21 protein-coding genes are annotated in these 22376 nt (G+C 61.5%); 11 read left to right on the top strand and 10 right to left on the bottom strand.

What is annotated here, in order from left to right; genetic code table 11:
• Positions 1–19: 19 nt before the first annotated feature.
• A complete protein-coding gene (locus FFS45_RS32450; protein WP_137958732.1) occupies positions 20–922 on the bottom strand; it encodes an SDR family oxidoreductase in 903 nt (300 codons plus the stop codon).
• An 84-nt stretch (positions 923–1006) separates the two neighbouring features.
• On the opposite strand from FFS45_RS32450, the gene FFS45_RS32445 reads away from it, so the two are divergent.
• A complete protein-coding gene (locus tag FFS45_RS32445) occupies positions 1007–1852 on the top strand; it encodes a helix-turn-helix transcriptional regulator (protein ID WP_137958731.1) in 846 nt (281 codons plus the stop codon).
• A gap of 76 nt (positions 1853–1928) precedes the next feature.
• Here the strand turns inward: FFS45_RS32445 and FFS45_RS32440 are convergent, their stop codons facing one another.
• Positions 1929–2804, bottom strand: a complete 876-nt coding sequence (locus FFS45_RS32440) for an aldo/keto reductase family oxidoreductase (RefSeq protein ID WP_137958730.1) — start codon at positions 2802–2804, stop codon at positions 1929–1931.
• Between the two features lie 102 nt (positions 2805–2906).
• On the opposite strand from FFS45_RS32440, the gene FFS45_RS32435 reads away from it, so the two are divergent.
• Positions 2907–3818, top strand: a complete 912-nt coding sequence (locus FFS45_RS32435) for a LysR family transcriptional regulator (RefSeq protein WP_137958729.1) — start codon at positions 2907–2909, stop codon at positions 3816–3818.
• A 10-nt stretch (positions 3819–3828) separates the two neighbouring features.
• Here the strand turns inward: FFS45_RS32435 and FFS45_RS32430 are convergent, their stop codons facing one another.
• On the bottom strand, positions 3829–4650 hold the full coding sequence (locus tag FFS45_RS32430) for a haloacid dehalogenase type II (RefSeq protein ID WP_212745785.1): 822 nt from the start codon (positions 4648–4650) through the stop codon (positions 3829–3831).
• On the bottom strand, positions 4619–4927 hold the full coding sequence (locus tag FFS45_RS32425) for a YciI family protein (protein WP_137958728.1): 309 nt from the start codon (positions 4925–4927) through the stop codon (positions 4619–4621). Before FFS45_RS32425 ends, FFS45_RS32430 begins: the two co-directional genes overlap by 32 nt.
• 89 nt (positions 4928–5016) lie before the next feature.
• Between FFS45_RS32425 and FFS45_RS32420 the strand changes: the two genes are divergently transcribed.
• Positions 5017–5889 (top strand): LysR family transcriptional regulator, encoded by an 873-nt coding sequence (locus tag FFS45_RS32420; RefSeq protein WP_137958727.1) that lies wholly within the window; start codon positions 5017–5019, stop codon positions 5887–5889.
• Between the two features lie 46 nt (positions 5890–5935).
• Here FFS45_RS32420 and FFS45_RS32415 read toward each other — a convergent pair whose 3' ends face one another.
• Positions 5936–6673: a hypothetical protein gene (locus FFS45_RS32415; RefSeq protein ID WP_137958726.1), complete on the bottom strand. Its 738-nt coding sequence runs from the start codon at positions 6671–6673 to the stop codon at positions 5936–5938.
• 267 nt (positions 6674–6940) lie between these two features.
• On the opposite strand from FFS45_RS32415, the gene FFS45_RS32410 reads away from it, so the two are divergent.
• Positions 6941–9457, top strand: coding sequence for a transglycosylase domain-containing protein (locus FFS45_RS32410; RefSeq protein ID WP_249363021.1), 2517 nt, complete (start codon positions 6941–6943; stop codon positions 9455–9457).
• A gap of 16 nt (positions 9458–9473) precedes the next feature.
• Here the strand turns inward: FFS45_RS32410 and FFS45_RS32405 are convergent, their stop codons facing one another.
• Positions 9474–10250: an NAD(P)H-dependent oxidoreductase gene (locus FFS45_RS32405; protein WP_137958724.1), complete on the bottom strand. Its 777-nt coding sequence runs from the start codon at positions 10248–10250 to the stop codon at positions 9474–9476.
• Positions 10251–10335: 85 nt separating this feature from the next.
• Here FFS45_RS32405 and FFS45_RS32400 point away from each other — a divergent pair, with 85 nt between their 5' ends.
• The 3 genes from FFS45_RS32400 to FFS45_RS32390 all read left to right on the top strand — a co-directional run bounded on the left by FFS45_RS32400 (position 10336) and on the right by FFS45_RS32390 (position 12513).
• On the top strand, positions 10336–11229 hold the full coding sequence (locus FFS45_RS32400) for a LysR family transcriptional regulator (RefSeq protein ID WP_137958723.1): 894 nt from the start codon (positions 10336–10338) through the stop codon (positions 11227–11229).
• 118 nt (positions 11230–11347) lie between these two features.
• Positions 11348–11989 (top strand): chromate transporter, encoded by a 642-nt coding sequence (locus FFS45_RS32395; RefSeq protein ID WP_137958722.1) that lies wholly within the window; start codon positions 11348–11350, stop codon positions 11987–11989.
• A complete protein-coding gene (locus FFS45_RS32390; protein ID WP_137958721.1) occupies positions 11986–12513 on the top strand; it encodes a chromate transporter in 528 nt (175 codons plus the stop codon). Before FFS45_RS32395 ends, FFS45_RS32390 begins: the two co-directional genes overlap by 4 nt.
• Positions 12514–12531: 18 nt before the next feature.
• Here the strand turns inward: FFS45_RS32390 and FFS45_RS32385 are convergent, their stop codons facing one another.
• From FFS45_RS32385 to fabV, 4 genes are all read right to left on the bottom strand, one after another.
• Positions 12532–12957 (bottom strand): RidA family protein, encoded by a 426-nt coding sequence (locus FFS45_RS32385; protein WP_137958720.1) that lies wholly within the window; start codon positions 12955–12957, stop codon positions 12532–12534.
• Positions 12958–13066: 109 nt separating this feature from the next.
• The gene (locus FFS45_RS32380; protein ID WP_137958719.1) at positions 13067–13858 is read right to left on the bottom strand and encodes a hypothetical protein; all 792 of its coding nucleotides are present in this window, start codon (positions 13856–13858) and stop codon (positions 13067–13069) included.
• Positions 13859–14024: 166 nt separating this feature from the next.
• Complete coding sequence (cobF, locus tag FFS45_RS32375) at positions 14025–14792, bottom strand: precorrin-6A synthase (deacetylating) (RefSeq protein ID WP_137958718.1); 768 nt, start codon at positions 14790–14792, stop codon at positions 14025–14027.
• 33 nt (positions 14793–14825) lie between these two features.
• Positions 14826–16022, bottom strand: coding sequence for an enoyl-ACP reductase FabV (gene fabV, locus FFS45_RS32370; RefSeq protein ID WP_137958717.1), 1197 nt, complete (start codon positions 16020–16022; stop codon positions 14826–14828).
• Between the two features lie 148 nt (positions 16023–16170).
• Between fabV and FFS45_RS32365 the strand changes: the two genes are divergently transcribed.
• The 4 genes from FFS45_RS32365 to FFS45_RS32350 all read left to right on the top strand — a co-directional run bounded on the left by FFS45_RS32365 (position 16171) and on the right by FFS45_RS32350 (position 22357).
• A complete protein-coding gene (locus FFS45_RS32365) occupies positions 16171–17145 on the top strand; it encodes a C45 family autoproteolytic acyltransferase/hydolase (RefSeq protein ID WP_137958716.1) in 975 nt (324 codons plus the stop codon).
• A gap of 295 nt (positions 17146–17440) precedes the next feature.
• Complete coding sequence (locus FFS45_RS32360) at positions 17441–19597, top strand: filamentous hemagglutinin N-terminal domain-containing protein (RefSeq protein ID WP_137958715.1); 2157 nt, start codon at positions 17441–17443, stop codon at positions 19595–19597.
• Positions 19582–21402 (top strand): ShlB/FhaC/HecB family hemolysin secretion/activation protein, encoded by a 1821-nt coding sequence (locus FFS45_RS32355; RefSeq protein ID WP_137958714.1) that lies wholly within the window; start codon positions 19582–19584, stop codon positions 21400–21402. The genes FFS45_RS32360 and FFS45_RS32355 overlap by 16 nt, the downstream gene beginning before the upstream one ends.
• A gap of 10 nt (positions 21403–21412) precedes the next feature.
• Positions 21413–22357 carry a peptidyl-prolyl cis-trans isomerase gene (locus FFS45_RS32350; RefSeq protein WP_137958713.1) on the top strand — a complete coding sequence of 315 codons (945 nt, stop codon included), beginning with the start codon at positions 21413–21415 and terminating at the stop codon, positions 22355–22357.
• The last annotated feature ends 19 nt before the right edge of the window (positions 22358–22376 follow it).

Below are 22376 nucleotides of genomic sequence, written 5' to 3'. Positions count from 1 at the left end.
TCAACGCGCCAGCGTTCGGCTATTCGAAATAGCGCGGCCGGTCGATATCCGCGATCAATCCGGGCTGCGCCGGTTCCCACCCGAGCAGTTCACGCGTCCGTTGGCTGGAGGTCGGGTTGTCGATGGACGCAAAATGCGCGAACCAGCCAAAGTGCTCGGCGGCTTCTTCGGGCGTCTTGCTGACTACCGGCACGTTCAGGCGTCTACCGATTACTTCGGCGATCTCGCGGAACCGCACGCCGGTTTCGGCGACCACGTGATAGCGTTCCGCACCGGCACTGGTGCTGCCCTTCTCAAGTGCCAGCCTGTAAAGACGCGCCGCATCAAACCGGTGTACCGCCGCCCAGCGGTTGAGCCCTTCACCCACATAGACCGACACGCCTTTCTCGCGGGCAAGGTCGATCAACCTCGGAACGAAGCCGTGATCGCCGTCGCCGTGCACCGAGGGCGGCAGACGCACCACGGAGGCATTCACCCCACGCGCCAGCACCGCAGCGGTGGCTTCTTCCGATGCGATACGCGGTATCGCATGCGGGCCCGAGGGGGCCGGATCTTCCTCAGTCGCGAGCGGCAGGCCCGCGACAAGCCCCGTGCCCGAGGTGATGAGCAACGGCCGGTTCGAGCCGGCGAGCGCGGAACCGAGTGCTTCAATGGCGCGCCGGTCGGTCTCGCAGTTTTCCTTGAACTTGCTGAAGTCGTGAATGAAGGCCGTGTGAATCACGCCGTCCGACTCAGCGGCGCCGCTGCGCAGGGTCTCCGGGTTGGACAGGTCGCCCCGGTGCACCCCGGCGCCCATTCGCGCTAGAGTATCGGCAGCCGCCTCGTTGCGCGCGAGTCCAACGACCGAGTGTCCTGCGGCGATAAGCTCGCTGACGACGGCGCTGCCGACAAATCCTGTGGCTCCCGTTACGAATACACGCATACTGATCTCCTGATTAGGTTACGAACGGATGAGCCCATCTTCCTACGTGCCTTCGCCCAACAAAAGCCGGGAGCGTATACCGTTATGTCTGTTAACACCCAGCCGGATCCGCTTGCCTCTTTAGGCAGTTTCCTTCGTGATCGCCGCTCGCGGTTGCAGCCCGGAGCGGATGCTCAGGGGCCGCGCCGTACGCCAGGTTTGCGGCGGGAGGAAGTCGCGACGCGCGCGAACGTCAGCGTCGCGTGGTACACGTGGCTCGAACAGGGCCGTGGCGGCCCTCCTTCGGTCGAGGTGCTGGAGCGGCTGGTCCGCGCGCTGGAGCTGGATGCGACCGGCCGCGAGATGCTGTTCCTGCTCGCCCAGCAAAGACAGCCGCCGCTCAGTCAGGCCGTGGCGCCGCCTGCCGTCACGCCGACCCTGCAGCGGGTGCTGGACGCCTTGACGACCAGCCCGGCCATCGTGAAAACGCCCACCTGGGATGTGGTGGCCTGGAATGCTGCCGCGGCTGCGGTGCTGAGTGACTACGGCAAGCTGCCGGTGCATGAGCGCAACGTACTGCGGCTCCTGTTCGGCAGCCCGCTGCCGCGCGCGTCGCACCCGGATTGGGAGGACAGCGCGCGTCTCGCGGTTGGCGTGTTCCGCATCGACGTGGCGCGCATCGGCGGTGACCCTGCCGCCGCGGCGCTTGCCGCGGAGTTGCAGGCAAGCAGCGCGGAGTTCCGTCGACTGTGGGCCGAGAACGAAGTGCATAGCCATTGGGGCGGCACGAAACGCATCCACAATTCGCTGGTGGGCCCGTTTACGCTCGAGTACACCGCGTTTGCCGTCGACGGGGCAGCGGGATTGAGCATGGTTGTGTTCACGCCGCTCACGGCAGCGGACGTTCGTGCGGTGGCCTCGCTCGTCTCGCGCAGGCAGGAGGCAGCTTGAGGTGACGTGAGGTGACGCAAGGCGGGGAATCAACAGGTCAACGCCACGATCGATTCCCCAAGTTGCGCTGACTCTATCAATGCCCGCCGCCCAGGCTGCCAATTCCATTCAGTTCCTTGAGCGCCGCATCCGGCAACTGCAACTGCGCCGCCTGCATGTTTTCACGCAGATGCGCGACCGACGACGTACCCGGGATCAGCAGAATGTTCGGTGCACGCTGCAGGAGCCACGCTAGCGCCACCTGCATCGGCGTTGCGCTGAGCTTGCGGGCCACGTCGGACAACACCGACGATTGAATCGGCGAGAAGCCGCCCAGCGGGAAGAACGGCACATACGCAATGCCCTTGGCCGCCAGTTCGTCGACGAGTGCGTCGTCCTCGCGCTGCACCAGGTTGTACTGGTTCTGCACGCAGACAACCTCGGCAATGCTTTGTGCTTCGGCGACCTGCTTCGAAGTCACATTGCTCAGACCGATATGGCGCACGAGCCCCCGGCGTTGCAGCTCGGCCAGTGCCTCGACCTGCTTGCCGATCGATCCTTCAGCAGGGGCGTGGATACTGCCCATGACACGCATATTGACGACATCGAGCGCGTCGAGACCAAGGTTGCGCAGGTTGTCGTGCACGCCGCGTTCGATATCTTCGGGCTCGATGGCGGGCAGCCACGAAGCGTCGCTGCCACGCACCGCGCCCACCTTGGTGACGATCATCGGCTTGGTCGGATACGGATGCAGCGCCTCCCGGATGATCTGATTGGTGACGTGCGGCCCGTAAAAATCGCTGGTGTCGATGTGATCGACGCCTAGCGCGATGGCTTCGCGCAGCACGGCGAGAGCGGCGTCGCGATCCTTGGGCGGCCCAAATACGCCGGGGCCGGCGAGCTGCATGGCGCCGTAGCCCATGCGGCGAACGGAGCGGCCGGCAAACCTAAATGTAGAGGTGACGGTGGACATTGCGTTCTCCTTGAAGAGTGGTGAGCGCAGTATGGTCCTGGTTGCGTTGTTTGAAAATCCGGCCTAAATTGTACGGGTTGTTGAAAATTATGAACAATGCCCATGGAATTGAATGATCTTGCCGCGTTTGTTTCCGTGGCCCGCGCCGGCGGCTTTCGCGACGCCGCCCGCATCAGCGGCGTTTCCGCCTCGAGCCTGAGCATCGCCGTGCGGCGTCTCGAAGCGAAGCTCGGTCTGCGCCTGCTCAACCGCACGACGCGCAGTGTGGCGCCGACCGAAGCGGGACAGCGTCTGATCGAAAAACTAACGCCGCTCTTCAGCGAGATGGAGGCGTCGCTCGATGTGCTCAATGGCTTCAGGGATAAGCCAACCGGCACGCTGAAGCTTAATGTGCCGTCGAGCGCTGCGCGGATTGTCTTGCCGGGTATCGTCGCCTCGTTCCTGAAAGCCTATCCGGACATCCGCGTGGAGGTGGTGGTCGAAGACGGTTTCGTCGATGTGCTGTCCATCGGCTGTGACGCGGGCATTCGCTACGACGAGCGGCTCGAACAGGACATGATCGCTATCCCGATCGGGCCGCGTGTGCAGCGTTTCGCGACGGCGGCGGCACCCGCTTATCTCGACGTGCATGGGCGGCCCGAGCATCCACGCGAGCTGCTTGCTCACGCGTGTCTGCGCGGCCAGTTTGCCGGCGGTGCGAAGCCGACCTGGGATTTCGAGCGGGACGGCGAAGTGGTGCGGCTCGATCCGTCTGGGCCGTTGCTGGTGAGACCGGGCGCGGCAATGGAGCTGACCATCAGCACCGCCATAGCCGGGGTGGGGGTGATCCATCTGTTCGAGGACATGCTGCGCCCGCATCTCGAGAGCGGTGTGCTGGAGCCGATCCTGGAGCCCTGGTGGCAGCGGTTTTCCGGGCCGTTTCTTTACTATCCGGGACGGCGCCATTTACCGGCGCCGTTGCGGGCTTTTGTGGATTTTCTGAGGGCGGGGGGCGTGCCGGACGCCCCCGGCTGATTGGAGCGATTCATTGCGCTAGCGTGCCTCTCCTGCCGGCGACAAAGCTGGCGAGATCAGTCAGCGTATTGCCAATGCCGTCTGCTGAAAATCCCAGCTCCTCGGCCGGTGCGCCGGCTCGATTGACCCAGAAGACCGGATAGCCAAATGCCTTCGCGCCAGCAACGTCCCAATTGCCAAAAGCCGCGAACAGGATGTTGCGGCGATCGGTCGCGAACGCGTCCACTCCCATCTGATACGCACGCGGATCGGGCTTGAATGCGCGGACACGATCGGTGCTCAGATGAGGTTCAAACACTCCATCGAGTTGCGAGTTGGCGATCCAGGCATTCAACATCGCCGTTGTCGGGTTGGCGAGAATCGCCAGCCGAAGACCTTGTTGTTTCATGGAAGCGAGTGCGGGCAGCACATCGGACCATGTCTTGATGTCGAGCCAAGCCTGCATCAGCCGATTGCATCGGGTTGGTGTGAGATCGAGCTTGAGCGATTCGGCCGCAAAGCGAAGCGCGTCCTCCGTGACATGCCAGAAATCGACATAGGTTCGCGTCAACGTCCGCAGCCATGTGTATTCGAACTGCCGTGTGCGCCACGCGGCTACCAGTTGGGTCCCGTTGCCGCGAAATAACTGCTCGGCAAGCGCCTCGACCGGCCGCGGATCAAAGAGCGTAAATGCGTCGAACGCGATGGCGTTTAGCTGTTCCTGTGCCCGTAGCGGCACCGCGTGTTCCCCTCGGGAGGGCATGGCGAACGTGCTGGTCATTGCTAAGGATGCGCCGATAAAAGCGCGGCGATTGTAACGCTCAGGCATGGACAGGAAGGAGACGGGTGCCATCGGCGAACACCTGCTGCCACGCGAGAACCCGCACGGAACGGCGCAGACCGGTTGGCCAGAACGGATCGCTGCGCACCAGTTGGTCGACGGCGTCACGCGACTCTGCTTCAACCAGCCAGAGGCCGCCGGCCGGCGCGTCTTCGTTCTGTCGAAGCGGACCGGCCGCTTTGACCATCGATGCGCTTCGTTCGAGGAAGTCGAGATGGTCCCGCATGTACCGGCTACGCACTTCGTTTGCGCACGCTTCATCGTCTTCAAATAGAACCGCAAACAGCATTGCTGCACCTCCTTTCAGGTAGATGCGTCGAGCTTAGTGCGGCATCATGGCAGCCTCAAGCCGAAAAACTGCTGGTTCGACCTGCAAAAATGCCTGCTCTCGACTGGAATGATCTGCAGTACGTACTCGCTGTCGCCCGCGAGGGTTCTTTCGCAACGGCGGGGCGTCGCCTGAAAATCGACTCCACGACGGTTTCGCGCCGGGTGCGCACGATCGAGTCGGCGCTAGGTGCCCGATTGTTCGAGCGAACGGCAGATGGCCGGATGCGGCCGACCGAAGCTGGCGAGGTTGTCGTGACGCGGGCTGAGTGGGTCGAGTCGCAGATTGCCGGGCTAAACGCAGCTGTCAGCGGTGCGGACGCTGCGATCAGCGGTTCGGTGCGAGTGACGTCAGTGCCGATCCTGGTCAACCGGGTTCTGATACCGGCGCTGCCCGCGCTACTTGAGCGGTATCCCGATCTGCAAATCGAGTTGATTGCGGATTCCCACGACCTGAATTTATCGCGGCGCGACGCGGATGTTGCCGTGCGCCTCGCGAGGCCGGGCGAAGAGGTGGGTGATCGGGTATTTGCCCGGCGAATTGGCCTGCTCAGGTATGGCGTGTATGTCCATGAATCGCGCGAGGACGATGCGCATGAACTGCCCTGGGTGACCTATGAAGAGGCGATGGGGCATATTCCGCAGGCGAAGTGGATAGACTATGCCGCGGCGCGGAGCACGGGTTTGGCCGCGGTTGCGGTCAACGACGCGGAGCCTCTTTTGCAATGTGTCCTGGCGGGGCTTGGACGCTCGCTGCTGCCATGTATCGTTGCGGATCGCGTATCGGGGATTGTGCGTGTTGGGGCGGATGGCGGTGCGCCGCTCGAGCGCGAAATCTGGACGTTGACGCATCCGGATGTCCGGCACCTGGCACGTGTTGCGGCGGTGCTCGAGTGGATCGAGGGTACGCTGGCAGGGTGTTAGGCAGATGAGTCAGTTGGGGAGGCGAGCGCTCCCCAGGGATAGCCGGTTACTGCGCGCCGCCGTGCTTAAACGATTCAAGCTCGCTAGAGAACCGCTGGGTACGCACGCCGTTGCTGTTGTAGTACTCCTCGACGGATTTAACCCAGCGGCCAATCTCGGGCACGTACCAGAACGCCTTATAAAGGCGGCCGGTGGCGACAACTGGGGTCGCCCTGTTGGTCTGCATCACGACCGTGGTCCCCGTCTGAGTGGAGACGGTTCCGCCCGTCGCGGACTGCATTGGCGCGGTCTGCGCGGTCCAGTCGCCTTCGGCCTCGATCTTGATCGCGTCGAATTTGCCGGCGGGCACTTCTACGGATTCGGGGCCTACAACCTTGAAGCGCGTATCGAGCGATTCCGATTTGTGCTTCACGTTCGGATTGGCTTCGGTGTATTTGACCACCCACGTTTTGCCTACCGAGAGCGGAAACGACAACGGCTGATTGACGATCGTCTCGGTTCCGTTCACGTTGCGCGAGCGGCTCCAGTCGGCGCCTGAGATCGCTTCGTTAGCTGGCTGGGTCGTACCGGCCTGCTTCACCTCGTAGTAGATATGGTCGGACGTTGTACGTAACAACACGACTTCGTCATGGGTCTGACGCCAACCGTTGGGTGCAGTCTCGACCGTCTCGACATAGTTCCAGGTGTCGCCAGGGCTGAGCTTCGGTGCAGGCAGGGATTCCGCGCGAACAAGCGTCGAAGCGGACAACGAAATCAGTAGCAGGAGAGTTTTTTTCGTTTTCATGACTGGTTCTTATCGTGTTGGTCTGTCTGATGATTCTAGTTATCCAAGCTTTCGGCAAGCATTCGTTGCCCGCCGCACCGGGTGTCGTCGCCTTGGGTCGTCCCAGGAATCCAGCCGGCATGCCTGGTTTGGTACCATTCACGCTTTTCAAGATGGGCTGAGACCAGCGTGAGTCGCCAATTTGTATCGTCCGTACGTGAATCCTGCCGCAAATGGGGCGGCCGGCTTGCACGGGTAGCGGTGACCTGCTTCCATATCCTGGCCGGCCTGATCAGCTTTATCGCGAGCCTGCTCCAGCCGTTGCTGGCCGCGACGCTTTACCACCTGCGGCATCCGACCCGTCGCGGCATTCTGCTGACGCTCGCCACGCCGCCGGTTCTGCTCGTGCTCTACGTGATCGTACTGATCCCGTTCACGCCGAGCATCAGCGACATCCGCAAGGCGCGGGTCGATCAACCCGCGCAAATTCTCTCGGCCGATGGCAAACTGCTTGCCGAATTCAAACCGTCAAACCGCGAATGGGTCACGCTGTCCGAGATCTCGCCGCATATGGTCGACGCGCTGATCTCGACCGAGGACCACCGGTTCTATCAGCACCACGGGATTGACTGGCGACGCACCGGCTCGGCGGCGCTGCATACGTTCGGCGGCGACCGCCAAGGTGGCTCGACGATTACGCAGCAACTCGCGCGCAACCTCTATCCCGACGAGATTGGCCGTGCGCCGACGCTGAGCCGCAAGGTGAAAGAGGCGATCACTGCCCTGAAGATCGAGGCCACCTACAGCAAGGACCAGATTCTCGAAACGTACCTGAACACGGTGCCGTTTCTGTACAACGCGTATGGCGTTGAAATGGCGGCGCGGACGTACTTCGGCAAATCGGCCGATCAACTGGACATTCTGGAAAGCGCCACGTTGACCGGCATGCTGAAGGGCAACAGCTATTACAACCCGGTGCTGAACCCGGAGCGGGCGCTGGAGCGCCGCAATACGGTGCTCGCGCAGATGGTCAAGTATGGCCGGCTGTCGCCCGCGGCCTACGATACGCTCAAGCGCAAGCCGCTGCGCGTCGACTTCGAGCGGCAGATCGAGCCACCCGGACCCGCGCCGCACTTCGCGCAACAGTTGCGCAAATGGCTGATCTCCTGGGCGGACCGCAACGATTACAACATTTACTCAGATGGACTGATCGTTCATACGACGATCGATTCGCGCCTGCAGTCCATGGCGACCGCGGCCGTGGCGCTACAGGGCAATGCGCTGCAATCGGTGGCGAACTCGGCCTGGAGCGGACGCTCCGGCTGTGCGCCGGGTAACGACCTCTTCAAGACGTTTATCCGCGAGACGCCGGAGTACCGTACGGCGCGCGCCGCGGGGCAGAGCGACGAAGATGCGCTCCAGCATCTGGGCGCCGACCGGACCTTTGTGCGCAACCTCTGCCACGACAAGACCGAAGTGCAGGCGGGCTTCCTCGCCATCGATCCGCGCAACGGCCAGATCAAGGCGTGGGTGGGCAGCCGCGACTTCGAAGACGAACCGTTCGATCACGTCCAGCAGTCGCGACGCCAGCCGGGTTCGACCTTCAAGCCGTTCGTATATGGCGCGGCATTCGAAGACGGCGCCAAACCGACTGATACCTTTGTTGACCAGCCGGTCGAAATTCCGCTGAAAGGTGGAGAAATCTGGCGTCCTAACGATGACGTTCCACCGAGCGGAAAGCCAATGACGCTGCGCGATGCGCTGGCCTATTCGCGCAACCGCATTACTGCGCAGTTGATGGAGGAGGTGGGGCCGGACAAGGTGGTGCGGCTTGCGCGCGCCATGGGCGTGCGCGACAGCACGCTCGATCCCGTGCCCTCGCTCGCGCTCGGTACGAGCCCGGTGACGATCAAGGAGATGGTGTCGGCCTACAGCACGATCGCGAACGACGGCCAGTATCTCGAGCCACGCATGGTGACGAGTATCGAGGACCACGATGGCAACGTGCTGGCGCAATTCGAACCGGCCTCGCCCGAGCGTGCGTTGCCGGCAGCGGCGGATAGAACGCTGATCGACGTCATGCGTGACGTGGTCAATCGCGGCACCGGGGTGGGCATACGTACGCGTTTCGGCATCCGCGCAGACGTGGCAGGCAAGACCGGCACGACCCAGGACAACGCGGACGGCTGGTTCATCCTGATGCATCCGCAACTGGTGGCGGGCGCGTGGGTCGGATTCGACGACGGGCGCGTGACGCTCGGCAGCAGCTATTGGGGCGAAGGTGCGCACACCGCGCTGCCGATTGTCGGCGATTTCTACCAGCGCGCGCTACGCGCCCGGCTGATCGATTCGCGGGTTCGTTTTGCGACCGAAGTACAGCCGAGCCTGTTCGAGCAGTTCCGCGACAAACTGCGTGCCTGGGTGGCCTATTTCAGCAGCTCGAAGCCGCAGACGGCGGCGCCTGCTGCACCGGTTCGCCGCGCACCGCCTAAGCCGGCGCCGGTGGCATCGGCGGCGTCCGAAGCATCCGGGGCGGTACTCGCTCCCGCTCCAGCCTCGGCGCCGCGTGAATTGCCGCCGTTGCTCGGGGCGCCGGGCGCGGCTGCATCGGGACCGGTGGCTGCATCGAATGCCGGTGCGAACGGGCTGCCGGCACCGGTGACACCGCAGCCGGCATCTGCCGGCGAGCCGACGGGCGTGCCGCAAGGCAACGGCGGATTCCCAACGGAAGGGCCGAGTTCCACACCCACGCCAACGCCGGATGTGCCGGAAGCGGCGCCTGGTATGGACACGAACAAGCCTTGAACGCCGCGAAGATGGCCTAGGCGACGTGCGCAGCGAAGCCGACCTGATCGGGGGCAATATCAGGTCGCAAAGTGCAGGCGGGGATGTCGTATTCCCCCGCATTTTGCTGGCGAAATGCGATTGGTTGCGTGTTCCAAAGGTCGTCGAGACGTTGTCCCAGTTCGTCGCAGGTCTTCGAGAATCTTGCTTCGTCCATACGGCTGGTCCGATAAAGCAGGAACGGCGGCAACACATCGAAGCCGGGGTAGTACAGGATGCCGTGGTGAATCGGGAAGAGCACGTCGTCGATTGGCCCGTTGATACCTCGCGGGCCGTAGTGTGACTCCCAACCTCCGGTAGTGACGATCAGCATCGCCCGCTTTCCCTTCATCGAACCTTCCCCATAGCGGTCGCCCCAGTGTGAGTCGCTGTGCTCGCCGACCCCGTACGCGAAGCCGTACGCATAGACGCGTTCCACCCAGCCCTTCAGGACCGCGGGCATTGAAAACCACCAGAGCGGAAACTGCAGGATCACTGCATCCGCCCACCTTAGTTTGTCCTGCTCCAGCGCAATGTCCGGGCTTTGCGTGCCGTTCGCGAACGCGTGCTTTGAGTCATGGGACGGGTCGAATTTCGCGCCGGCCCTGCGATCTAGGCTGTCGTTCTCGTCGAGCGAGGCTTTCCACTTCATTGCGTACAGATCTGACACTTGCACCGTATGTCCCGCATCCTCAAGGCGTTTGACGGAGAAATCCTTGAGTGAACCGTTCAACGATCTGGGTTCGGGATGGGCGTACACGATAAGAACATTCATAGCTGAGGCTCCATAGCTTGGAGACGCCAGCATAGGTTCGGCTAAGGTATATTGGAAATGAATATCCAATATTACAGGTATTGCAATGACTAATCTCAGACGACTGGACCTCAACTTGCTGGTCACGCTTGATGTCTTGCTTTCGGAACACAATGTGACGCGTGCGGCAGAGCGGCTGAATTTTTCGCAACCCTCGGTCAGCGTTCATCTCGCCAAACTAAGGGATATCTTCGGCGACCCGCTGCTATTGCCGGGGCCACGAGGAATGCGGCCCACCGCGCGAGCGGAAGCGTTGCGCGAACCGTTGCGGCAAGCCCTTGAGGCGCTGGAGCGCACAGTTTCCCCCGAGCGTCCCTTCGATCCGGCCACGGCAACCAATACATGGCGTGTTGCCGCAGCCGACTACGGCGAGTCGACGATCCTGTTGCCGGCGTTGGCCAGTCTGCGCTCGGTTGCGCCCGGTACCAGGCTGGGCGTCGTCGAAATGTTTCCGGCTCGCATTGCGAGGCAGGCGGAACGGGGGGAAATCGATCTGGCTTTCCATACCAGCGAAGGCGCGCCCGAGGGATTGCACCGGCGGGTGCTGTTTGCGGAGCGGTATGTGCTGGCTGGCCGAGCCGATCACCCACGCCTGAAGCGGCGCCCTACGCTCGCGCAATTCTGTGCGCTCGATCATGTGATCGTGTCGCAGGAAGGTGCGGGGTTTCATGGCGTGACAGACGAAGCGCTTGCGCATGCTGGCTTGTCTCGCCGTGTGGTGCTTTCGGTGCCGCACTTTCTGTTCATGAAGTCGGTTCTGGCGAGCACAGACCTGGTCGCGATGCTGCCTTCGCGGCTGGCTCGCAACACGCCTGCGCTGCGCGTGGTCGAAGCGCCAGTCGAGGTGCCGGGCTACGAGATGGCCATGCTTTGGCATGGGCGTTCCCATCGCGACCCCGCGCATCGATGGTTGCGCGAGTTTATTGCGGACTCGGTATGAGCAGCGTCGTGCGTTCGATGCGGTCACGCGCCTGGCCAATCTCCCGACCTGCGATGCGGGAAATGGCGCTGCTATCATCTATCTCAATCCAAAAGAACCTTCGTGAGGAGACCCGCCGATGAACGCACCGATCCTCGATGACGCCAATGATCCAGGTGCCAGGACGCACGACAGCCCGCTCGACGTGCGTCCTCGACCCACGCTTGGGCAACTGTTCGGCGCGTTCTTCATGGTCGGGCTGACCGGCTTCGGTGGCGTGCTGCCGTGGGCCCGCCGCATGCTGGTCGAGCGTCGCGGCTGGCTGACCGACCGCGAGTTTGCCGAACTGCTGCCGTTGGCGCAGCTTCTGCCGGGGCCAAACGTATCGAACATTGCGACGATTATCGGGCGGCAATATCACGGGGCGCTCGGCGCGGTCACGGGTGTATGCGGCCTTTACCTTGCTCCCACAGTCATTACGATTGGCGTCGGCTACGCATACGCAAGTTGGGGTAGTGCTCCCGTCACGTCGCATCTTCTGGCGGGCTTGATGCCGGTGGCGACGGGACTCGTCATTGCAACGGTGCTCAAGCTGCTCGTCAGCCTGCCGCGCGATCTGCGTAATCTGGTGCTGGTGGTGGCCACGTTCATTGCCGTGGGCTTGCTGAAACTGCCGCTGCTGCTTGTTCTCGCGGTGCTGGGACCGTTTGGCTCATGGCTTATGTGGCGTGCGTTGCGAGCCGAAGCGGCGGCGCAGCGGCGCGAGGGAGCTGCACGATGATGTCCCGGCTCACCGATCTCGCGCTTCATAGCGCGCTCTGGTCGCTTCTTGCGGTCGGCGGGATCAACGCTACGCTGGCCGATATTCAGCACTATGCGGTCGAAACGCGTCACTGGCTCACGGCTCAGCAGTTCGTCACGTTTTTCTCGGCAATGCAGGCGGCACCTGGCCCAAACGGCATGGCCGTTTCGTTGATCGGCTTTCAGGCCGCGGGGCTGGCCGGGGCGCTGGTTGCGACATTGGCCATGATTATTCCTTCCGCGGTGCTCGCCTATTTTGTGAGCGGCTGGTTCGAGCGACACAATGCCTCGCTGGTCGTGAAGGCGATTCGCCGCGGTCTCGCGCCTGCGACGGTCGGTCTGCTGGCTTGCGCGGCCTATGTGTTCATTCGCGAAGTGGATGTCAACGTGGGCCGCGCCGTTCTGACGATCATGACGGTTGTGATCGCCTATCGGACAAAGTTCAATCCCATCTGGCTGGTTGCGGCAGGGGCGGCGTTAGGGCTGGCAGGGCTTGTGAATTAGCCACCAGGCTGCTGGGCATCAGCTTGGTGCGACAGCAGGGCGCCGAAACCGGTCCCGAGGAATTTCTGCAATCGCCGTAATCTCGATCATCAACTCAGGGCGATACAGCCGTTCGACCTGAACGGTGGTCGTGACGGGATACGGCGCGGTAAAAAACGCTTTTCGAATCTCCGACGCGCCCATGAACGCGTCGATGTCCGTGGTGTAGTGAACGATCGACAACACGTCGGCCATTTGCCCTCCCATCGACGCCAGGACAGCGCGAATGTTTTCGAGCGTTTGGCGCGTTTGCGCCAGCATGTCGCTGTGGCCGACAACCTGGCCCCCTCGATCAAGAGACACCTGGCCTTTCAGATGAACGATTTGCCCCTCGCCCTGGACGACAGCCATCGAGAATGCGCCAAAGGGCGGCCAGACTTCGGGCGGATTGAATGCGTCTGCCATTGCTGAACTCCGGTGACGAAATGCTCCAGCGGATTATGCGCTGTTTGGGACTGGCCTGCGAAATCGGGAGACCGCATGGGCGGCCACCTGATCGCACGCAATGTGCTCATCAAGGCACGTTCAATACTTCGACGCCTTTGTCGCTAAAGTAGGCGAGCCCTGCTCCCAGCATCGCGTATTCGCTTTTCATGACCGGCATATCGTGCGGCGCGGCGTCGCGCAATGCGGCGATGTATTGGGGAGTGAAGATGCGATTCCAGTTATCGACAAGCTGCTTGGGCGACTTGATCAGTTCGTGGTGAGTTGGCGTCCAGTTCACTCGCAGCGGATAGTCGACGTAACGTGCCGCCGTTCTGGCATCGCCTTTGAGCGCGGCAAAGTAGAACCCTTGGGCTCGCGCCTCAAACGCTTGATCCGTTTCACTGGTAATCGCGCCGTATTGCGGGCTGGCCGGCGTCTCGACAGATGAGCGGTCGCCACCACCGCTTAGCTTGACGGGCAGTGTTTTGCTGCCGTCGGTCCAGGTGCCTTCGAGACCGATGCTATTAGGAAAATCAAGCGGAGCGCTGCCGTTTGACCCGTTACCCACGAAGTGCAGATCGAAAGTGCCGTTTGCTTCCTTCAAGGTGAGGTTGCTGCCCGCTTGTGTGCCGGTAAGTGCGATGTCCTTCAGATGCCGGTAGTAAAAGTAATGCGCCCGCGTGACCGTGTTGCCGTTCAGCGCCAGCGTCATGCCCACTTTTGCGTCGCCAACCGTGCCGTCATAGTTCGCTTGCACGAAGCTATTGGCCTGTGCAAACACCGGTTGTTGCGCGCCGATCAATCCGCTCAGCAGTAACGCCAGCACTGCAATGGTTCGTAGCTGCATCAGCCTGCCTGGCCGCAATTGCAGTGTCTTCATGTTGTTCCCTCGTCAGTCGTCGTTAGGCGTTTGCGCCGATCCTGGCAGGCGGTTAAACCGCCTGCAGATGCAGTTTGTCTGCCTTCGAGTGGACGGTAAACTGGATTAAGCACGATTCACACATGCATAAATCGGCTTAATTTACGAACTGAGGCGCTGTGCAGTTTCAGACCTGGGCATCGGGCCTGCGCAGCAGATAGGTGTCCATGATCCAGCCGTGGGTGCGGCGAGCCTCCGCCCGGACGCGCTCGATTTCATCCATGACGTCGCGCAGCTTTCCTGAGATCAGAATCTCGTCCGGCGTGCCGACATAAGCACCCCAGTAGATATCCAGATCTTCGTTGGCGAGCTTGCGGAAGGTGTTCTGCGAGTCGAGCATGACTACAACGCTGTCCACGTTACTCGGGAAGCCTTCTGCAATACCGCGGCCGTTGGTGATCTCCACCGAGCGTCCGATCAGGTTGAGCGGAACCTTGTGCCGGGCGGCTAACGCCTGGACACTGCTGATGCCTGGAATGACGTCATAGGTGAACGCATGCTTGCCGCCTTGCGCAATGGCCTCCAGGATACGGATCGTGCTGTCGTACAGGGACGGATCGCCCCAGACGAGGAACGCGCCACACTCGCCGTCGCTCAGTTCGTCGGCGATCAGGCGCTCGAAGATCGCCTGCTTGTCGCGGTTCAGTTCGTCCACCGCGGACCGGTAGTCCTCTTCGTCGCGGCGGCGCTCGGGACTCGCCGCCTCCACGATGCGATAGTCGCGGTGAGCGATAAAGCGTTCGATGATCTGCTTGCGCAGGGCGACCAGTTTTTCCTTGGCGAGGCCTTTGTCCATGACAAAGAACACGTCAACCTGGTTGAGCGCGTTGATCGCCTGAACCGTCATGTAGTCAGGATCCCCCGCGCCGATGCCGATAATCAGGATTTTTTTCATCGTGGATACGCAGGACGCGCTTTCTCCCTTTGCTTAAACCTGGACGACGTTCGGAATAGCGACGTCCGGATTGACGTCGGCTTCATAGTCCACGCCGGCAATCTCAAAGCCGAAGAGACGAAGGAACTCCGTCTTGTAACCGGCGAAGTCGGTCAACTCATAGAGATTGTCGTTAGTGACCTGGCTCCAGAGTTGCTGCACCTGGTTTTGCACTTCAGGATCGAGTTCCTTGTAATCGGCACGCAGACGGCCTTCCTCATCGAGGCGAGGCGCTGTGCCGTAGAGGCTGTCCTTATAGAGGCCGTACACCTGCTCGATGCAGCCTTCGTGCGTGCCCTTTTCCTTCATGACCTTGAACAGCAGCGACAGGTACAGCGGCATCATCGGAATCGCCGAGCTTGCCTGGGTAACGACCGCTTTCAGCACCGAGACGCGCGCATCGCCCCCGGTCTGAGCCAGTTTCTCGCGAATGCCGAGCACCTTCCGGTCGAGATCCTTCTTGGCTGCACCGATTGAGCCGTTCCAGTAGATATCGTGGGTGATCTTCTCGCCGAGATAAGTGAACGCAGTGGTCTTCGCGCCGTCGGCCAGAACGTTCGCGGCCAGCAGTGCATCGATCCACATTTGCCAGTCTTCGCCGCCCATCACTGCAACGGTATTGTCGATTTCGGTTTGCGTCGCGGGTTCGAGAACGGTTTCCCTGACGACTTCCTTGTCGGTGTCGATACCGCGCAACGTGACTGCCTTGCCGATCGGCTTGAGCGTCGAGTTGAACACCTCGCCCGTGCGAGGATGCGTGCGTCGTGGCGATGCGAGGCTATAGACGACAAGATCCACCTGGCCTAGATCGCGCTTGATGATATCGATCGTTTGCTGCTTTACTGCGTCGGAAAAGGCGTCACCGTTGATACCCTTCGCGTAGAGGCCCTTGGCAGCCGCGATCTTTTCGAATGCCGCGGTGTTGTACCAGCCTGCGGTGCCGGGTTTGCTGTCACTGCCGGCGCGCTCGAAGAAGACACCGAGCGTGTCCGCACCGCAGCCGAATGCTGCGCTGATGCGGGCTGCCAACCCGTAGCCGGTGGATGCACCGATTACGAGTACACGCTTGGGACCGTTAACGATGGGCCCGCTGGCGGTGACGTAGTCGATCTGTTCCCTGACGTTGGCTTCGCAGCCGTCGGGATGGGTAGTCACGCAGATAAAGCCGCGCACGCGGGGTTTGATGATCATGAAGACCTCTAGTTGGGAGGTGTCGGGATGGTTTGGGGGAAGCTGGGAAGTCCGGGTATTGTAAACGTGCTCACTGTCGTCGGGCTTGCGGGGCGGGAATGGGGGAGTGGCGACGAGGGCGCGCACTAATTGCTCAGGAGCATGTTCAATGCAAAAGCACTTCGTTGTGGCGCAGGAGGAACGACCGGGCGATGCCTGGCTGGAACGCTTTAACGCCGGTCGCGAAGACGCTGAACGCTGGTACAGGGGAACTGACAGGACCACACCGCCGAGCGCTGCAGAATGTCGATCAGCGTTGTTGCGTCACATGCCTGAGTTGCTGCCGCATTACGACCATGTGTGCGCTTTGGTGGGCGACGACGAACTAGCTCACTGCATGCTGAGCCACTATCGTCCCGCAGCGGCGGTGATGGGCTGCAGCCAGGCCGTCTGGTTAGGTGAGGGCGGCCCAGCGTTGGTCCGTAACATGGATTTCCCACTCGACGCGATTACCGATCGCTTTGAACTGACCTCATGGTCCGGGCGGCGCGTGATTGCCAAAGCGCAGCGCCCGTGGGGCGGTTGTCTTGACGGCATGAACGAGGATGGATTGGTTGCCAGTCTTACCGCCGGAGGAGGCCGCTCCCAAGGACTAGGATTCTCGGTGATCCTGATGCTGCGCTATGTACTTGAAACGTGTAGCCGGGTGGAAGAGGCAGTTGCAGCGCTTAGCCGTATCCCGATCGCCCTTTCGCAAAACGTGACACTGTTGGACCGGTCGGGCGCATACGCGACTTTGTTTCTCGGTCCGGATCGTGCGCCCGCTCTGTCGCGATTGCCGGCTTGCACGAATCATCAAGAGGTGCCGCCAGAGCCGCGGGGTACTGGTAACAGCGCTGCGAGGCTGCAGTCTGTACTGGCGGCTTTGGACGAGCCTAACGTGACGCTGAACGAGCTGACGGCGCGTTTCCTCAAACCGCCGCTTTACTCGCGGCGCGCGGGCTTCACGACCGCCTACACTGCGGTGTACCGGCCCGCTGAGGGACGTGTGGACTATCTCTGGCCGGGCAAGACCTGGCGGCAGGGATTTGATCTGTTTGCACCCGGTGAGTATGTGCATGACTTCGGGGAGCTTGAGGAATAAGGTGTTTATTCATTCGGTATGGTATGGAAATTAGCCGAGCGCAATCGTTTGCGTGCCGACGATATAGGCAAGTTGGTTATATTTTATCGAAACAAATAAATCGGATATCTCAATAGAAAGCATTTGGAAAAAACACCGTAAAATAAAAGAAAGAAAAAACTTACCAAAATTTCCTAAAGATATCCTCCGACGCGCCGACATTTATCAGATGAAACGTGCGAATGGGGTTTGCACGCGCGAAGGGTAAATAAACTTTGGGGCTGCTTCCATCGACGATGGTAGCGGAATAAATACAATGCCAAGCCGGTGGTCGTTTCGACGCATACGCAGCGGGTGCGCGTGCGCGGGTCGAATTTTTCTTTTTTCGAGCGCTGCATGTTCCAGCCTTGCTCTCGCCGCCGGCATTGTCCCGGATGGCGGCACGGCTACAACCGTCTCAACCGCAGCTAACGGGCAACAAACCGTCAATATAGCGCCGGCCTTTTCCGGTGTATCACAGAACACCTATAGCTCATTTAACGTTTCAGCGGCCGGTGCCACGCTGAATAACGTCGGTATTAATGCCCGCACAATCGTCAATCAGGTCACCAGCACCAATCCGAGTTTAATAGAGGGACAAATCGCGGTGATGGGGTCGCGAGCCAACGTCATACTGGCAAATCCAAATGGCATAACCGTCAACGGTGGCTCTTTCGTCAATGCGGGCCATGTCGCCTTATCAACGGGGCAGGTGAGCTTCAACGATCTGCAAATCGCGCCGGGAATTTTCCAGCGTAATGTCGTCATTAATACGAGCGGCGGCGCCATTGTCATTGGGCCGCAAGGGCTTTCCAGTGCATTGGTCGATCTGGATCTGATCGCAAAGAACATCCAGATTAATGGCCCGGTGAACAATACATTCACTTCATCGACGGCCGTCACCCGCGCCATTGCCGGTAACAGTGAGGTCACGCTGAACACGGGCCTGTCGCCGTCGGACAACGCCAACGACTGGCTGACCATGCAAACCGGCCAAACGGTGGCAACGGCGAATTCGTTTGCGCTTGATATTAGCGCTGCCGGCAGCCTGACCAGCGGCCGGGTCGAGATCATTGTGACAGACAAGGGGCCTGGCGTGCGCAGTGCCGGGCCGCTGGAGGCGTCGCTCGGCGATTTCACACTCACTTCAAACGGCAGTGTCCAGGTATCGAATACGACTCTCACGGCAGCGGGCAACGCGAGCTTGCAGGTGCAGGACGCAATCTCGCTCGCCGATACCAAGGTCTCCGCGAGCAACGGCGCCGCCACGCTCAGCGCATCGGGCGCTATCAATCTGAGCGGCAGCAGCGTGCTCGCCAACAGCGGTGTCAAGCTTTCCGGCAACGGCATCACCTTGACGACCGACAGCAATCAGACCGGTTCGGCGCTCGCGTCGTCGACGGCAGGTGTCGTGCTCGAGAGCACGGGGGACATCACCAACGTCGGTTCCCTCATTCAGGGGCAGGTGCAGACCAGTGGCGACACACAGTCGCTTGGCGCGGTTACGCTCAACGCGAGCGGCAACATCCTGAACCAGTCGCTGCCGGGCACAGGGCTCGGAGTGTTGTTCGGCGTGAAGGGCGACGTCGTGATCAGCGCTGGTGGCAACGTAGTCAATCAGAACGCGCGAATCCTGTCGAACCAGAACATCAGCATTGCCGCGGGCGGCGACGTCGACAACATCGTCGACCACACCACAGGCGTCGATAACGGCGCGCCCTCCAGCTATTCGAACCACAGCTGGACCTTCCTCTTTCTCGAGCATCACAGCAGCGGTTTTGCAGTGGACTACGGCGAATTGACCGATCCAAACGCGCTTTCGTATATCACTGCGGATGCCGGCAACGTGACTATCACCGGCAACAACATCTCCAATATTGGCGGCTCGATCCTCTCGAACGGAGGAGCAATCAACATTACCGCGCAGGGCTCGCTGTTGAATCAAGGCGTGTTTACGGGTCAGGCGCAGTTCCATGAGTCGTGCTTCATCTTCTGCCGCTCATCGGCGGCAAGTGACGTGCAGGTGTATGGCGGCGATATCGAAGCGAATACGAATATCTCGCTGAAGGCGGGGACGCAGATCGTCAACACTGGCGGCACGGTACTGGCTGAAGGCGGATTGACGCTCAACGCACCCCAAACCATCGCGCAGGGTGTGCTCGGTTACAGCGCCATCAATGAAGACCATGACCTGAAGGCCTGGTTCGGAAACGAGTGGTCGGAGATCTACGCGATGGACATGGGCGGCCTGTTCAATGCCGGGTCCGGCCAGGTGCAGATCATTGGTGAAGGGGACATTGAAGGTGGCGCCTTCAACGCGCCTAACGGCGTGAACGCGACCGGCGGCCTTGTCACGCGCAGCGCGCCATATCAGGCTCCGGTGACGATTGGCGCCCATAACAGCATTGGACTTATCTCATGGTTCGGCTTGTGAGGCGCCGTCTGTCGCGCATGATGGTCTGCGGTGTGGGCGCATTTGCCGGCCTTGCGGCCACGCACGTGCGCGCGCAGTCCGCGCCGGGGTTGCCACCGGGGTTACCGCCGCCCGTCGCGGCGCCGCGGCCACTCCAGGATCCAGGGCAAAGACTGTTACAGGATCAGCGCAATCAGCAACGCAGCGACGAAGTCCAGCAAGCGCCTGCGCAGATCGCTGTGCCTGAGCAATCCGCGATTCCGAACCTGCCGGCCGGCGCCGATATCGAAGCGCTGCCCGACGTCGAGCCGATGTTCCACATTACCGACATCGAGTTCGACGGCGAGCAGGTGTTGAGCAAGCGGCAGATGGATGCGATCAAGCAGCCGTTTCTCGGCAAGCAGCTAGGCCGAAACCGTATCAATCTGCTGCTTCGGCGTATCACGGAAGCGTTTATCGCCCATGGCTACATCACGACGCGTGCGTACCTTGGTGCGCAGAACCTGTCGTCGGGCAAGCTCACGATCAAGGTGGTCGCCGGCCACGTGGCCGCGTTCACGTTGAACGGCAAGCCACTGCGTCCGCGCGACCCGAAAGCCGGGTGGTTCGAGACGCATGGCGGTGGACTGCTGACCGATGCCGGCACGGCGTGGGCATTCGGCGACAGCCAGGGAGACGTGTTGCGCCTGCCGGATCTGGAGCAGGGCGTCGACCAGATCAACCGCCTGCGCCGCAATCAGGCGGAAATCCAGATCCTGCCGGGCGAGGCGCCGGGCGATTCGATCGTTGCAGTCACCAATCACTACGGCGACCGCTTCTACTACGACGCCGGCGTAGACAACTACGGCAGCTCGCAGACCGGCACCTTGCGCTATCGCGCCGGGGTGGAAGCCGACAACCTTGTCGGACTGCAGGAGTCGCTCTCGCTGAACTACGTCGGCAGCGAGAACAGCAATGCGCTGGTGTTTTCGGGCGCGATACCGATCGGTTATCAGACCGTCAGCTATACGACGTCGCTTTCGGAATACCAGCAGGCCATCGGTAATAGCGCGTTGCTGGACGGGCGCACCTTTAGCCAGATTCTCGGCTGGAACGATGTGCTGACGCGTTCGAGCTCGGGGCGTATGAGTCTCGACGTGACATTGACGAAGATGAGCACGCAGCGCAGCGTCAACGGCATCGAGCTGACGCCGCAAAACCTGACCGTGCTGCGCGCGGGCATTAACGGTCTGCGCCGTTATATGGCTGACGATCAGGCGGCCGCGGCGACCTGGGATGTGGGCGTCTCGCAAGGCCTGCCGTGGCTTGCCGCAAGTCACGACGCGTCCGATATCGACAGTACGGACGCGCACAGCCAGTTCACCATGTTCGATGCGACCGGCACGGTGCAACAGGGCATTGGCCATATCGGCAGCACGGCCTGGCGATACCAGGGGACGTTGCGCGCCCAGTACAGCCCGGTGGCGCTGTTCAACACCAATCAGATCTTCCTCGGCGGGATGGATACGGTGCGCGGCTTCAGGGAGGGCGGTGTGAGCGGCGACAGCGGTTTCTATCTGCGCAACGAGGCCGTCTGGCAGAACGTGCCGAGCTGGCATGACGCACATGTCGAACCTTATGTGTTTCTCGATGGCGGCAAGGCGCATCTCATCGCTCAAGGCGGTTGGCCGACGCTCGTCGGCACCGGCGTCGGCGTGCGTGCCGCGTGGCGCTTCAGGAGCCAGAACATTACCAGCGAGGTCCTGGTCGGCCGCGCGCTCCTTCAACCAGCAGCTCTCGGAAGCAAGGCAACCGTGCTGCTCGCAACACTCAACTGGTCCGAATAACGGAGAGGCTATGAATACCCAATCGAAGCTCCTGACAAGCATGCCGGCAGCCCGGCGTATCAGCTTGCATCATCTGTTTGCCGCGGGCGTGGCGCTCGTCAGCCTGTGCGCGGCATTCGCGCCTCAGGCACGTGCAGACAACACGCCGCCGTCGAAGGTGCCAGCCGCCAGCCTCGCTGCGCCGAATGCAGCAGCGTCCACGTTGCCCCCGGGCGTCGTGGCGCGCGTGAATAACGTCTCAATTACGCAGGAGCAGGTCGATCAGGCGGTGCGCATTTCGAATGCGCCAGATACTCCGGCGTTACGTGCGTCGATCAAGAGCCAGTTGATCGCTCGCGAACTGTTCCGTCAGGCTGCCGACCAGGCGCACTACGCAACGCGGCCCGAAGTCCAGGCCGCAATCGATCAGGCGCGCAACGCCGTGGTGGTGCAGGCCTACCTGCGCGATCAGATCAAGCCGGCTCCGGTGACCGATGCCGACGTGAAGGCGCAATACGACAAGATCATTTCGACCCTCGGCGATAACGAATACAAACCGAGTGTGATTGCCGTGAAGGACGCAGATACGGCTCAGAAGATTCTCGATCAGTTGAAGAAGGGCGCTGATTTCGCACAACTGGCCAGGCAATACAGCCAGGGTCCGGGTGCTGCGCAAGGCGGCGCGCAGAACTGGATTTCGTTCAAGACGCCGATTCAGCCGGGCAACACGCAGAACTGGCCGCAGCCGTTGGCCGAAGCGCTGGTGAAGCTGCCGCAAGGCGCGGTGTCGAGCGAGCCGGTCCAGGTGGGCGACACGTTCTGGATCTTGCGTGCCGACGAGAAGCGTCCGACCCAGATTCCGCAGTTCGACCAGACGAAGGACGTGTTGCGCAAGCAGCTCGAGCAGATAGCAATCGAGAAGGCGACCACGCAGGTTGTGGCCGGTCTGATTCGCAACGCGCATATCCAGCAGTAGGCGTCCCGGTGGATGGGGC

The organism is Burkholderia sp. 4M9327F10, from assembly GCF_005503145.1.
Classification (GTDB): Bacteria; Pseudomonadota; Gammaproteobacteria; order Burkholderiales; family Burkholderiaceae; genus Paraburkholderia.
Note: the sequence above shows the minus strand (reverse complement) of the source record. Positions and strands in the feature narration are given on the sequence as shown.

Excerpts from the sequence above, each read along its gene's own strand:
- FFS45_RS32435 (WP_137958729.1), top strand. The coding sequence starts at position 2,907 with ATGGAATTGAATGATCTTGCCGCGTTTGTTTCCGTGGCCCGCGCCGGC.
- fabV (WP_137958717.1), bottom strand. The coding sequence starts at position 16,022 with ATGATCATCAAACCCCGCGTGCGCGGCTTTATCTGCGTGACTACCCAT.
- FFS45_RS32380 (WP_137958719.1), bottom strand. The coding sequence starts at position 13,858 with ATGAAGACACTGCAATTGCGGCCAGGCAGGCTGATGCAGCTACGAACC.
- FFS45_RS32450 (WP_137958732.1), bottom strand. The coding sequence starts at position 922 with ATGCGTGTATTCGTAACGGGAGCCACAGGATTTGTCGGCAGCGCCGTC.
- FFS45_RS32405 (WP_137958724.1), bottom strand. The coding sequence starts at position 10,250 with ATGAATGTTCTTATCGTGTACGCCCATCCCGAACCCAGATCGTTGAAC.
- FFS45_RS32350 (WP_137958713.1), top strand. The coding sequence starts at position 21,413 with ATGAATACCCAATCGAAGCTCCTGACAAGCATGCCGGCAGCCCGGCGT.
- FFS45_RS32430 (WP_212745785.1), bottom strand. The coding sequence starts at position 4,650 with ATGGCACCCGTCTCCTTCCTGTCCATGCCTGAGCGTTACAATCGCCGC.
- FFS45_RS32440 (WP_137958730.1), bottom strand. The coding sequence starts at position 2,804 with ATGTCCACCGTCACCTCTACATTTAGGTTTGCCGGCCGCTCCGTTCGC.
- FFS45_RS32390 (WP_137958721.1), top strand. The coding sequence starts at position 11,986 with ATGATGTCCCGGCTCACCGATCTCGCGCTTCATAGCGCGCTCTGGTCG.
- FFS45_RS32400 (WP_137958723.1), top strand. The coding sequence starts at position 10,336 with ATGACTAATCTCAGACGACTGGACCTCAACTTGCTGGTCACGCTTGAT.
- FFS45_RS32360 (WP_137958715.1), top strand. The coding sequence starts at position 17,441 with ATGCCAAGCCGGTGGTCGTTTCGACGCATACGCAGCGGGTGCGCGTGC.
- FFS45_RS32395 (WP_137958722.1), top strand. The coding sequence starts at position 11,348 with ATGAACGCACCGATCCTCGATGACGCCAATGATCCAGGTGCCAGGACG.
- FFS45_RS32385 (WP_137958720.1), bottom strand. The coding sequence starts at position 12,957 with ATGGCAGACGCATTCAATCCGCCCGAAGTCTGGCCGCCCTTTGGCGCA.
- FFS45_RS32415 (WP_137958726.1), bottom strand. The coding sequence starts at position 6,673 with ATGAAAACGAAAAAAACTCTCCTGCTACTGATTTCGTTGTCCGCTTCG.
- FFS45_RS32420 (WP_137958727.1), top strand. The coding sequence starts at position 5,017 with ATGCCTGCTCTCGACTGGAATGATCTGCAGTACGTACTCGCTGTCGCC.
- cobF (WP_137958718.1), bottom strand. The coding sequence starts at position 14,792 with ATGAAAAAAATCCTGATTATCGGCATCGGCGCGGGGGATCCTGACTAC.
- FFS45_RS32355 (WP_137958714.1), top strand. The coding sequence starts at position 19,582 with ATGGTTCGGCTTGTGAGGCGCCGTCTGTCGCGCATGATGGTCTGCGGT.
- FFS45_RS32425 (WP_137958728.1), bottom strand. The coding sequence starts at position 4,927 with ATGCTGTTTGCGGTTCTATTTGAAGACGATGAAGCGTGCGCAAACGAA.
- FFS45_RS32445 (WP_137958731.1), top strand. The coding sequence starts at position 1,007 with ATGTCTGTTAACACCCAGCCGGATCCGCTTGCCTCTTTAGGCAGTTTC.
- FFS45_RS32365 (WP_137958716.1), top strand. The coding sequence starts at position 16,171 with ATGCAAAAGCACTTCGTTGTGGCGCAGGAGGAACGACCGGGCGATGCC.